Source organism: Janthinobacterium longum (assembly GCF_051380735.1).
Lineage (GTDB): Bacteria > Pseudomonadota > Gammaproteobacteria > Burkholderiales > Burkholderiaceae_D > Janthinobacterium.
This window is the reverse complement of the sequence record NZ_JBNYXQ010000007.1, coordinates 197,045-209,102: the sequence shown is the minus strand read 5'-3', so window position 1 is coordinate 209,102 and position 12,058 is coordinate 197,045. Positions and strand designations below refer to the sequence as shown.

Below are 12,058 nucleotides of genomic sequence, written 5' to 3'. Positions count from 1 at the left end.
GATTAGTGAGCTTCCTTGTTATTGTTTGAACCAATCAAATGCTGCACGGCCCGTTCCATTTTCATGAAGCGGGAGCCCTTGATCAATACTGTTGCATCCGATTGGGTCGCCAGCAGCGCATCGAGCGCCGCCAGCAAACCGTCGAACTGTTCGAAATACTCCACCACCGTGCCTGTCCCCTCGGCCGAGGCGACCATGTGGCGCGCCAGGCCACCCGTCGCCAGCACGTGTTCGATGCCTTTGGCGGCGGCATAAGCGCCGATCTCTTCGTGGAACTGCTGCCCTTGCGTACCCACTTCGCCCATCTCGCCCAGCACCAGGATGCGCGGCGCACCGGCTTGCGCCAGCACGTCGATGGCGGCGCGCGCCGAGTCGGGATTGGCGTTATAGGTATCGTCGATGACGGTCGCGCCGTTCAACGCGCGCTTTTGCTGCAATCGCCCGGCCACCGGCGCGAACGCTTCCAGGCCCTGCCGGATGGCGTCAAGCCGGATGCCGGCGCCGACTGCGCAGGCGACGGCGGCCAGCGCATTTTTCACGTTGTGTTCGCCGGCCGCCTGCAGGGCGACAAAGAACTGCTGCACGCTGCCATCAAGCTCGCGCACGGTGACGAACAGCTCGCTGCCAAAGCCCTCGGCCGCGCGGTGGGTGCAGCTCACTTCGGCGTCTTTCGACAGGCCGAAGCGGATCACGCGGCGGCTGCCAGCCAGTTCCTGCCACAGCGGCGTGAACTCGTCGCCATGCGGGAACACGGCCACGCCGTCTTGCGGCAAAGCGGACAGCACGGCGCCGTTTTCGCGCGCCACCGCTTCCACGGTATGCATGAATTCCTGGTGTTCGCGCTGGGCGTTGTTGACCATCGCCACGGTCGGCTCGGCGATTGCCGCCAGGCGCGCAATCTCGCCCGGATGGTTCATGCCCATCTCGATCACGGCCGCATCGTGGTGGGCGGCCAGGCGAAACAGCGTCAGCGGCACGCCGATTTCATTATTCAGGTTGCCTCGCGTGGCCAGCCGGTCCTGCTCGCCGAAGGCGGCGGCCAGGATGGACGACAGCATTTCCTTGACGGTGGTCTTGCCGTTGCTGCCGGTCACGCCGATCACGGGCAGGTCGAACTGGCGGCGCCAGAAGTTGGCGATGCAGCCCAGCGCCACCAGGGTATCGGGCACCACGATGGCGGCAACCTGCTTGTCATCCCAGCCTTCGGGCAGGGCTTCGACGATCACCGCCGCCACGCCCTGGCGCGCCACGTCAGGCAGGAAATCGTGGGCATCAAAACGTTCGCCGCGCAGGGCGACGAACAGCGCACCGACGCCGGCCTGGCGGCTGTCGGTGGTCACGCCCACGAACGGCGTATCGAGACGGCCTGCCAGGCGCGCGCCGGCCGGTGCCAGGACAGGCAGCACTTGTGCGAGTGTGGCGTGCACGGTCTGCTCCATCAGTTGGTCCTCATCATGGTCAGGCGCGCCGACAACGCCAGCTGCGCGTGTTCGGCGTCGGAAAACGGCAGTTTCTTGCCCTTGATTTCCTGGTACGGTTCATGGCCCTTGCCGGCCAGCAGGATCACGTCCGGCTTGGCGGCCTGCTTGATGGCCAGCAAAATGGCAGCGGCGCGGTCTTCGATCGCCTGCGGCTGCGGGCCGTCGGCGCGCATGCCGGCCACGATCTGTTCGATGATGGCGTGCGGAACTTCGCTGCGCGGATTGTCGCTGGTGACCAGCACATGGTCGGCCTGCTGGGCGATGGCACCCATTTGCGGACGCTTGCCCGGATCGCGGTCGCCGCCGCAGCCGAACACGCACCACAGCTGGCCGCCGCGATCCTGCGCCACCTGACGCAGGGCGAGCAGGGTTTTCTCCAGGGCGTCAGGCGTATGCGCGTAATCGATGACGATCATCGGCGCATCCTGGCCGCCCACCTGCTGCATGCGGCCCGGCGCCGGCTGCAAGGTTTCGATGGCGTCGAGCGCCGCGCGCAAAGCGACGCCATGCGCCAGCAAGGCGCCCAGCACGGCCAGCGCATTGCTGATATTGAAGTGGCCCACCAGCCGGGTTTTTACCGGCGCGGTGCCCAGGCTGCATTCAAGCTGGAAGTCGGTGCCGGCGTTACGGCTGCGGAACTGGCTGGCGCGCAGCATCAATACCCCGGGCAGGTCCGGCACGCTGGAGGCATCCTGCAAGGTGTAGCCGATAACGGGAATATCACCTTGTGGCTTGCCTGCCACGTGCGCAGCCAGGCGCAGGCCCATCGCGTCGTCGAGGTTGATGACGGCGGTTTTCAGGCCGGGCCAGTCGAACAGTTTCACTTTCGCCGCCTCGTAGGCCGCCATGTCGCCATGGTAGTCGAGGTGGTCGCGCGTCAGGTTGGTGAACATGGCGACGTCAAAATGCATGCCGGCCGCGCGGTCCTGGTCCAGGCCGATCGACGACACTTCGATCGCCACCGCTTGCGCGCCAGCGTCGCGCAGTGCGGCCAGCTTGCGCGCCAGCAGCACGGCATCGGGCGTGGTGTAGCCGGTGACGTCGAAATCGATCTCGCCACGCGCCTTGCACAAGCCCACGCCCAAAGTCCCTATCACCGACGAGGTCTCGCCCAGGCGCGCCAGTGCTTGCGCCAGCCACAATGCGCACGAGGTCTTGCCATTTGTGCCGGTCACGCCGGCGCTGAACATGGCGCTGTCGGGCATGCCGTAATAGGCGTGCGCGATCGGGCCGGCCTGGCGTTTCAGATCGGGCACGGCCAGCAAAGGCACGGCCAGGTGCGGTACATCGAGGGCCAACTCGCCTTCGGCGTCGTCATGCACAATGGCAGCGGCACCGAGTTCAATGGCGGCGTCGATAAAGCGGCGCGCGCCGGCATAGGCAAAAAATACATCGCCACGCTGCACGCGGCGGGAATCGGATGTCAGCTGCGCGCCCGGGGCGGCAGTCTTGATCCACGAAATAATGTCTTGTATGGTCATGAGCAGCTTCACATGGCCTCCGGGCCGGCATTGGCCGGGACCACGATTTCGGTAACGGAGGAATCGGGCGGTACGTTCATCGCGCGCAGCGCGTTGGTGGCAATCGCCGCGAAAGCGGGAGCGGCGACCTGGCCACCGTAGTGATACAGGCCGGTCGGTTCATCGATCATCACGGCAATGATGAAGCGCGGCGCCGACATCGGCACCATGCCGACGAAAGAGCCGATATATTTGCGCGGCATGGCATAGCGTCCGTTTTCCACCTTGTAGGCGGTACCGGTTTTGCCACCTACGCGATAACCGGCGACCTGGGCCCGCTTGGCCGAGCCGTGCGGACCCGACACCACCAGTTCGAGCATGGCGCGCATCTCGGCCGCCGTCTTCGGCTTGATCACCTGCTGGCCGACTGGCAGCTCGGTGACCTTCTGGAACGACAGCGGTATCGTGTCGCCGTCGCGTGCGAACATCATGTAGGCGCGCGCCAGCTGGATCAGCGAGACGGAAATGCCGTTACCGTAGCTCATGGTCGCCTGTTCCACCGGACGCCATGATTTGTACGGACGCACGCGGCCGGCGACTGCGCCGGGAAAACCCCATTTCGGCTGCTGGCCGAAGCCCACCTTGGTAAACATCTCCCACATTTCCTGCGCCGGCATGCCCAGCGCGATTTTTGAAGAGCCGATATTGGACGACATTTCGATCACTTGCGCCACGCTGATCACGCCATGCGCGCTGGTGTCGGTGATGGTGCGGTCGGCAATCGTGTAACGGCCAGCGCCCGTGTCGATCAGGGTGGTCGGCTTGACCCGGCCGGTGTCGAGCGCCAGCGAAACCGTGATCGGTTTGAGCGTGGAACCTGGCTCGAAGGTATCGGTCATGACGCGGTTGCGCAGCTGCTGGCCGGTCAGCTTGCGACGGTCGTTCGGGTCGTAGCTCGGGTAGTTGGCCAGGGCCAGCACTTCGCCCGTATGCACGTCGAGCACCACCGCGCCGCCGGCCTTGGCATTGTATTTTTCGACCGCTTCCTTCAACTGGGTAAACGCAATGTACTGGATCTTGCTGTCGACCGACAGCGTCAGGTCCTTGCCGTCGTGCGGTTCATGGATGAAGCCGATATCTTCGACGATATGGCCCAGGCGGTCCTTGATCACGCGGCGGCTGCCGGTGGTGCCGACCAGCGTTTTTTGCTGCGCCAGCTCCATGCTTTCCTGGCCCACGTCTTCAACGTTGGTAAAGCCGACCACGTGCGTCACCACCTCGCCCTGCGGGTAGAAGCGTTTGTATTCCTTGCGCTCGTCGATGCCGTCGATTCCCAGCTTGTTGATCTTGTCGGCCACGTCCATCTCGACCTGGCGTTTCAGGTAGACAAAGCTGCGGTCCGAGTCGAGCTTCTTGCGCAGTTCGGTGACATTCATTTCAAGCAGGTTGGCCAGCGCATTGATTTTTTCAGGCGGCGCCTGCAGCACGTCGTCGGGAATCGCCCAGATGGCTTTCACCGGCACGGACGAGGCCAGCACCTGGCCGTTGCGGTCGGTGATCTTGCCGCGCGTGGCCGGCAGTTCCAGCGTGCGCTCATAGCGCGCCTTGCCCTGCTTTTGCAAAAACTGTGTTGATACGCCCTGCAGCCACATGGCGCGCACGCCCAGGCCGGCAAAGGCGAAAAACAGCACGAACAGCACCACGCGCGAGCGCCAAACGGGCAGGCGCACGGCCAGTACCGGGTTTTTCGAGAACGGTACGCCTTTCGAGGCCGCCACGCGAGCGCCGCTGCCGTTGCTGCCCAGCTTCATGGCCCGCCCTCCGTCAGGTATTGCGTACGCGCTGCCGTCAGCGGCGTCATGCTCAGGTCGCGCCGCGCAATCGATTCAATCCGTTCATGCTTGCCCAGGGTCGACTGGTCCAGCTGCAGCTGCGCCCAGTCGATGTCGAGCTGGCGCGACAGGGCCTGCGCCCGCTCGAGGTCGATCAGCAGATGGCGCGCCTGGTACTGCGCGTTGACCAGCGACAGGCCGCAGGCGACCAGCAGCGCCGACAGCACGATACTGAGCTTGCCGGTCATCGCACGCCACCCGTGGCAGAAGCAGAGACAGGCAGCGGCAAGCGCTGCGCCACGCGCATCACGGCCGAACGCGAGCGCGGATTGCCTTCGATCTCGGCGTCCGATGGCTTCATTTTCAAAATCAGCTTCATTTCCGGCTGCGGCAGGTCGACCGCGCGGATCGGCAGGCGGCGGTCTGGTTGTTCAACATTCGCCTTCGAAGCGAAGAAGCGCTTGACCATGCGGTCTTCCAGCGAATGAAAGCTGATCACGGCCATGCGCGCGCCGGGCGCCAGGCAGGCATAAGCCTGGTTCAGGCCAGTCTCGAGATCTTCGAGTTCCTTGTTAATGAAAATACGGATTGCCTGAAAGGTGCGGGTAGCGGGGTCCTTACCCTTCTCGCGGGTCTTGACTGCCCCTGCCACGATGCCGGCAAGCTGTCGTGTGCTTGAAATTGGCTGGACTGCCCGGCCAGCAACAATCGCCTTTGCAATCTGAAAAGCAAACCGTTCTTCCCCATAATCGCGTATCACTTTCTCTAAATTCTGCTCGGTTTCCACCGCCAGCCAGTCGGCTGCGGAGATGCCGCGCGTGGTATCCATGCGCATGTCCAGCGGTCCGTCATTGCGGAAGCTGAAACCGCGCGCCGCATCGTCAACCTGGGGCGACGAAATACCTAGGTCGAGCAGGATGCCGTCTACCTGATGCACGCCACGCGCGGCCAGGCTGGCCGTCATGGTGGCAAAGCTGTCATGGACGATGTCAAAACGGGGGTCGTCTATCTGTTCGGCGGTGGCAATCGCCTGCAGATCCTTGTCGAAGCCGATCAGGCGCGCATCCGGTGCCAGGCGCGACAGGATCAGGCGGCTGTGACCGCCACGGCCAAACGTGCCGTCGACGTAAATGCCGTGCGCACGCGCGCCCGTGAGGTCAAGCGCATCGACCGCCTCATCAAGCAGCACCGTGCGATGCTGAAATTCCGGCACCGTGAGTAGTGTCATTACGGAGCCTTAGAAAGAAAAATTGGAGAGTACATCGGGAGTGCCGCCAGCAATGGCTTGCTGCTCCTGTTCGGCCAGGGTAGCGGCGTTCCATATTTCAAAGTGGCTGCCCATCCCCATCAGCATCACTTCACGCGACAGGCCGGCGGCGCTGCGCAATTCGGGCGAGATCAGTACGCGACCAGCCGAATCGAGTTCGACGTCGACGGCGTTGCCGAGAAAGATGCGCTGCCAGGCACGCGCCGACATGGGCCAGCTGGCGATTTGCTGGCGGTGGCTTTCCCACACCGAGCGCGGGAAAAACAGCAGGCAGCCATCGGGGTGGCGGGTCAGGGTCATGCGGCCTTCGCATTGGATGGCGAGCGCGTCACGGTGCTTGGCAGGGATAGACATCCTGCCCTTGGCATCGAGACTGATAGCGGACGCGCCTTGGAACACGTAAGACCTTTTTGAGCTTGAGCTGTGACGCCTTGGACGTCACCCTGATCGGGGGAAATTTCCCACAAAAACACACTTTTTCACACAGTTGACCACTTTAGAGTAAGCACCGAGGGTGGTCAAGCAGTTTCCGATTGCGAAAACTTGAATTTTATTAATGAAATTAAGGACTTAGCGCAGTTCGTTGAAGCAGTCTCAAAATAAAATATATCGATAAATTAGATACTTATGACAGATAGTGAATGTGCTACCTCATCTATAACAAGCGTTTTGCTACCGTAAACACAGGAAATGTCGAAAGTGGAAAATTGGAATGTTTGCAGGTAGTTGACATACAACAATAGTTTCGCGGAAAAAGCACCGCCAGCAGCGCCGATGGCGATTCTCTTGTTTCAGAGCAAAATTTATTCTCTTTTCGTCTGGAAGCAAGGCTTTTCAAGGCCGAATTTCAGCTGGCGTCCGATGTTTTTCATTGCAGCAACTTATTGATAATCAGAAATTTTAAATAAAAACACCTTTACTTGCATATACAACTTTATTGTATCGCTTGTCTGCAGAGCACAAAAAAAGCCCCCTTGCGGGGGCTTTCAGGGCGCTTCCTGGCAGGCCAGGAAGCGGAAATTCAAGTGAAGCAGGCCGATAGGCCGGATTTTGTTACGGCGCCTTGCCTTGCGGGTCGGCGCTATGACAGTCATTCCTCTAGGCGCCGGATTACTCCGGCGCTCAAGCTTTCTACCCGCACGCTCCGCGAGCAGCATCATCGCGTGCCTATTTGAAATTGCACCAGGTGGAGGTTACCGCGTTTCACCGTAACTTAATACGCTCGTCTCTGTGGCCCTGTTCCTCGCCTTATGCTTTGCAGCTTTCAGCGGACGGCCGTTAACCGTCACCCCGCTCTATGGAGTCCGGACCTTCCTCCCGCCGGTACATTGCTGCACCAGCCAGCGACTGTCTGGCCTGCTTCACCCGCCATTGTACCGCGCCGCTGCATGATTGCGCAAAAAGCCGTGGGCAACGTCGGGCGATTGTGAAATTCGGTGTCGCCATTTCAAAAGCCTGCTGAAAACGGCTCACCTAAAATGGCGCAAGCTGCACGCTTGCCCGCTTTTTTCACCCTACTTGCCATAAAGAGCCGAACATGACGCAATCCTCCCGTACCGGCGGCCAGATCCTGGTCGACGCCCTGCATATCCACGGTGTCGACACCGCCTTTGGCGTGCCTGGCGAAAGCTATCTCGATGTGCTCGACGCACTGCACGAGTCCAGCATCCGCTTCATCATCAACCGCCAGGAAGGCGGCGCCGCCTTTATGGCCGAAGCCTACGGCAAGCTGACCGGCAAGCCCGGCATCTGCTTCGTCACGCGCGGCCCGGGCGCCACCAATGCATCGATCGGCGTGCATACGGCCTACCAGGATTCGACCCCGCTGATTTTGTTCATCGGCCAGGTCGGCAATGATTTCGTCGACCGCGAAGCGTTCCAGGAAATCGACTACCGCCGCATGTACGGCCAGATGGCCAAGTGGGTGGCGCAGATCGACCGCGCCGAGCGCATTCCCGAATACCTGGCGCGCGCCTTCCAGGTCGCCACCAGCGGCCGCCCCGGTCCGGTGGTGCTGGCGTTGCCGGAAGACATGCTGGTCTCGCTGGCAAGCGTGGCCGACACGCGCGCCTACCAGCCGGTGCAGGCAGCGCCCTCTGCCAGCCAGCTGGCGCAGCTGCGCAGCATGCTGTCCGAGGCAAAACGTCCGCTGCTGCTGCTCGGTGGCGGCACCTGGACGCCGCAAGCCTGCGCCGATCTGCAGCGCTTTGCCGAGGCCAATCACCTGCCCGTTGCCTGCGCCTTCCGCTTCCAGGACCTGCTCGACAATGCCCATCCCAACTATATAGGTGACGTCGGCATCGGCATCAACCCGAAGCTGGCCGCGCGCGTGAAGCAAGCCGACCTGGTGCTTGCGCTGGGGCCGCGCCTGGGCGAGATGACCACCGGCGGCTACACCCTGTTCGCCTCCCCGGTGCCGCGCCAGCGCCTGGTGCATGTGCATGCTGACGCCGAAGAGCTGGGCAGCGTCTACCAGGCCGAGCTGATGATCAACAGCGGCATGGCGCAAGCCTGCGCGATGCTGGCCGCGATGGAGCCAGTCGACGCCTCGGCCTGGCGGCACACACCGGCCGAAGCGAAGGCCGAGCTGGCCGCTTACCAGCAGCGTCCGCCAATTTTCCAGGATGGCCAGGCGCCGCTGGACCTGTGGCAAGTCACGCAAGACATCATGGCGCAAGCGCCGCGCGACACCATCATCACGAATGGCGCCGGCAACTATGCTTCATGGGCGCACCGTTTCTACCGCTACGGCGGCATGCGCACCCAGCTGGCGCCGACCAATGGCGCCATGGGCTATGGCGTGCCGGCCGGGATTGCCGCCAAGATCGTGCACCCTGAACGCACCGTGATCACCTTTGCCGGCGACGGCGAATACCTGATGAATGGCCAGGAACTGGCGACCGCCGTGCAATACGGGGCCGGCGTGGTGATCATCGTCTTCAACAACCAGATGTTCGGCACCATACGCATGCACCAGGAACGCGACTATCCGGGCCGCGTTTCGGGCACCACCTTGCACAACCCCGATTTTGCGGCGCTGGCGCAAGCGTATGGCGCGCATGGCGAAGTGGTCAATGCCACGGAGGAATTCGCCGCTGCCCTGCGCCGCGCCCTGGCGCATGCAAGCGAGAAACGGCTGCCGGCCCTGATCGAGCTGCGCTATGACGGCAACCTGATCACGCCGAACGCCACCCTGGACACCATCCGCGCCCAGGCTGAACAAGCGAAGCAGTAAAGATCGGGGTCAGGCCACCGGCATTTCCGCGCTGGCCTTGGGTGCAGGTGGCTCAGCGGGCGGCGCCGGCTCTTCCGGCGCCGGTTTCACTGCAGGGCACGGCGTGCAATACTTCAGCGGACGACCAAAGTCGGTAATGCGCGACAGCTTCATCGGCATGCGCACATTGCCGCCGCAGTAATCACCTTCCAGGGTCAAGGTCTTGCCGTCCCTGGAAAACTTGCCGGAGATGGTACGTTCTTCATTATCGGCGCTGGCGATGGTGAAATCAAACGCACCCGTGGCGGCGTCGAGGTTGACATCACTGGCGACGATAGGCCAGCTCAGCGAGCCGGCAGTGAATTCATAGATGACCGTGTCGGCCTCGGCAAAGCGGTGCAGGGTAACGCGCTGTCCGCCGATTTCGCCGCTGTCTTTTTGCAGGCACAGATCGGAATACACGGCCACGCCGTAGCGGGCCAGCCCGGCAGCCTGCTTGCCCTTGGCGGCAGCAAGCGCGGCGCCGGCGGCACTCATCGTCAGCAAGGCCAGCAGCAAGGCGCCCAGGCGCGGCGAATTTCTTTGATACATGACTGTTCCCCTACTTTATTAACTGCAATATTGTAACTGATGTCGCCAATGCAAAAACGCGCCGCCAGACCAAAGTCTGACAGCGCGTTTTTTCACATCAGGCCATCCGCTGGCGGCGGCCTGGTGTCATGAACTACGCTTGCGCGTAGCTCTGCTTAGAACGAGTGACGAACACCAACGTTGACGGCTTTATCACCCGAACCGACGTTGCTGTTGTTGCCAACGGTGTAGCCAGCATCGTTTTTGTTCGAGATCTTGGCGATCGAAGCGTAGGTGCTGGTACGTTTCGACAGAGCGTACGAGTAGCCCAGTGCGAACTGGTTGGCATCGGCGTTGGCAACGCCTTTGTCGTTCACGTGGATGTACGAAGCCATGAAGGTACCGGCTTCGCCCAAAGGTACGGTGGTGCCGATCAGCGCGGTGGTGCTGTCGGTGCTGAAACCAGCCGAAGGGTTGCTGTAAGCGCTGACGGTGCCGTTGTTACGAACTGCACTGTTGAGGCCTTTGTTCACGCCGTAAGCGACGTAAGCTTTAGCAACTGCGAAGTCGTAGTTGGCTGCAGCCAGCCAGTTGCGGCCGCTGCCTTGTTCTGCAACAACATTACCGTTACGAACATCGTTCGAGGTGGTGTTGTAAGCAACACGTGCATTCAAAGGACCGTTCGAGTAACCAGCCGACGCGCCGATTTTGCGGCCGATTTTGCTCGACAGTGCATCTTCGGTGCCATTGGCAGCGGCGCTGTAGGCGATATCGCCGTCAAAGCCGTTGTAGCTAGGCGATGCGTACATCACGGTGTTGCTGGTGCGGGTGTTCGCCGGGAACAGGTTTTTTGCGGAACCAGCGTAGCCAACTGCGAATGGATCAGCAACTTTCGACAAGGTGTTGTACCAAGGCGTGTATTGACGACCCAGGGTCAGGGTACCGGTGGTTTTGCTGCTCAGGCCAACGTAGGCTTGACGATTGAACAGGGTACCTGATACGTCTTGCTGACCGTTGTCAACGCTGAAGCCCGATTCCAACAGGAAAATAGCCGACAGGCCATTGCCCAGATCTTCGGTGCCTTTGAAGCCCAGACGCGAGGCCGAACCCATGCCGCTGTCCACTTTGTTCACGGTGCCGTCTTTGCCACCGTGCTCGCTGACGAAACCAGCGTCAACAGTACCGTAGATAACAACGCTCGATTGAGCTTGGGCTACGCCGGTGGCTGCTGCCAGGACTGCCAGGGTGATCAGAGTTTTTTTCATTGCGTGTTTCCTTTAATTTTTTGAAGCAAAAAGTAATACAGCCTATGCATCTCGAGCTGCGCTCTAGCAGAGCGCTTTTTATGAGTGAGGGCAAGGTCTCCACCTGCCACTGCTGTCCCAGTCGGGGAACAGTCATATTGGTCTCGGCACGCTATTGCACCGATTAGCTTGAAGGATGCATAAGACCGCAATTCGTGCACCAGTTCGGGTGCTCAAACGGCACCGGAAGCGGCACTATAACGATCGTTGCGCATTCCATCAAGTTCCAACATGTTACTTCCGGTACCAAGTCTGGGGCGTTTTGCGACCCCCAACACCATCGCCAACCGTACTACGCGACAGAGTCACTGCCCCTTGCCAATCAATGCATTGGCCTGATTGACCATTTCATCATAGCGTATGCCTTTCACGAAGCCGTTGTATTAGCGCAACAGTATCAGACGCATGATTAAAAAATCAACATACTCCAGCCATCATTTACGCTTACCTATTTACGCGACAATGCGCACAATTTGTAAGCTGATAATGGATGAACGGGACGAAGCATACACCCCCTCGCCAAACTTTGCAGGCGAGGCCCCAAAAACGCACCAAAAGGCACGCCAATTTGGTGCAACGACGCATGTTTGAGGGGCGTAGCAAGAAATGGCAGGCTCGCCTGGCCAGGACGCAAAGAAGACCGGATGAACAAAAAATTACTGACTCTTCGGTAATTTAAATGAACTGACCAGCAACATTTTCGCCCTCCATTTCCGGCCGGAGCAACCGAACATGACAGCGACTTTTGCTTGCAACGTTGAACACTTTTGAAACAATTTCTTACAATGATAATTATTGAAAATTTTGTCGTTTTTGTTGCTCAAAAACGACAATTTGATGTAGCTCAACTGATTTATTGTTCCGGTCAGTAATATTTTCTTTTTCTTTTTTGAAATTTGTCGAAAGATTACGCCCCGTTCTCGCGTTCAG

9 protein-coding genes and 1 other RNA gene are annotated in these 12,058 nt (G+C 60.5%); 1 reads left to right on the top strand and 9 read right to left on the bottom strand.

Annotation, left to right across the window (positions count from 1 at the left end; all coding sequences use genetic code 11):
- Positions 1–2: 2 nt before the first annotated feature.
- The 7 genes from ACQ4WM_RS18480 to rnpB all read right to left on the bottom strand — a co-directional run bounded on the left by ACQ4WM_RS18480 (position 3) and on the right by rnpB (position 7,403).
- A complete protein-coding gene (locus ACQ4WM_RS18480) occupies positions 3–1,427 on the bottom strand; it encodes a UDP-N-acetylmuramoyl-tripeptide--D-alanyl-D-alanine ligase (protein ID WP_436548114.1) in 1,425 nt (474 codons plus the stop codon).
- A gap of 11 nt (positions 1,428–1,438) precedes the next feature.
- The gene (locus ACQ4WM_RS18475) at positions 1,439–2,962 is read right to left on the bottom strand and encodes a UDP-N-acetylmuramoyl-L-alanyl-D-glutamate--2,6-diaminopimelate ligase (protein ID WP_436548113.1); all 1,524 of its coding nucleotides are present in this window, start codon (positions 2,960–2,962) and stop codon (positions 1,439–1,441) included.
- An 8-nt stretch (positions 2,963–2,970) separates the two neighbouring features.
- Positions 2,971–4,752 (bottom strand): peptidoglycan D,D-transpeptidase FtsI family protein, encoded by a 1,782-nt coding sequence (locus tag ACQ4WM_RS18470; protein ID WP_436548112.1) that lies wholly within the window; start codon positions 4,750–4,752, stop codon positions 2,971–2,973.
- Positions 4,749–5,021 (bottom strand): cell division protein FtsL, encoded by a 273-nt coding sequence (gene ftsL, locus ACQ4WM_RS18465; RefSeq protein ID WP_312435731.1) that lies wholly within the window; start codon positions 5,019–5,021, stop codon positions 4,749–4,751. Before ftsL ends, ACQ4WM_RS18470 begins: the two co-directional genes overlap by 4 nt.
- Positions 5,018–6,001: a 16S rRNA (cytosine(1402)-N(4))-methyltransferase RsmH gene (gene rsmH / locus ACQ4WM_RS18460; RefSeq protein WP_436548111.1), complete on the bottom strand. Its 984-nt coding sequence runs from the start codon at positions 5,999–6,001 to the stop codon at positions 5,018–5,020. The genes ftsL and rsmH overlap by 4 nt, the downstream gene beginning before the upstream one ends.
- Before the next feature lie 9 nt (positions 6,002–6,010).
- Complete coding sequence (mraZ, locus tag ACQ4WM_RS18455; protein WP_436548110.1) at positions 6,011–6,439, bottom strand: division/cell wall cluster transcriptional repressor MraZ; 429 nt, start codon at positions 6,437–6,439, stop codon at positions 6,011–6,013.
- Positions 6,440–7,063: 624 nt separating this feature from the next.
- An RNA gene (gene rnpB, locus ACQ4WM_RS18450) (RNase P RNA component class A) lies at positions 7,064–7,403 on the bottom strand.
- 174 nt (positions 7,404–7,577) lie between these two features.
- On the opposite strand from rnpB, the gene ACQ4WM_RS18445 reads away from it, so the two are divergent.
- Positions 7,578–9,275: a thiamine pyrophosphate-binding protein gene (locus tag ACQ4WM_RS18445; protein WP_436548109.1), complete on the top strand. Its 1,698-nt coding sequence runs from the start codon at positions 7,578–7,580 to the stop codon at positions 9,273–9,275.
- Between the two features lie 9 nt (positions 9,276–9,284).
- Here ACQ4WM_RS18445 and ACQ4WM_RS18440 read toward each other — a convergent pair whose 3' ends face one another.
- Together ACQ4WM_RS18440 and ACQ4WM_RS18435 are read right to left on the bottom strand one after the other, a co-directional pair.
- Positions 9,285–9,845 (bottom strand): hypothetical protein, encoded by a 561-nt coding sequence (locus ACQ4WM_RS18440; protein WP_436548108.1) that lies wholly within the window; start codon positions 9,843–9,845, stop codon positions 9,285–9,287.
- 155 nt (positions 9,846–10,000) lie between these two features.
- The gene (locus tag ACQ4WM_RS18435; protein WP_436548107.1) at positions 10,001–11,089 is read right to left on the bottom strand and encodes a porin; all 1,089 of its coding nucleotides are present in this window, start codon (positions 11,087–11,089) and stop codon (positions 10,001–10,003) included.
- Positions 11,090–12,058: the final 969 nt, after the last annotated feature.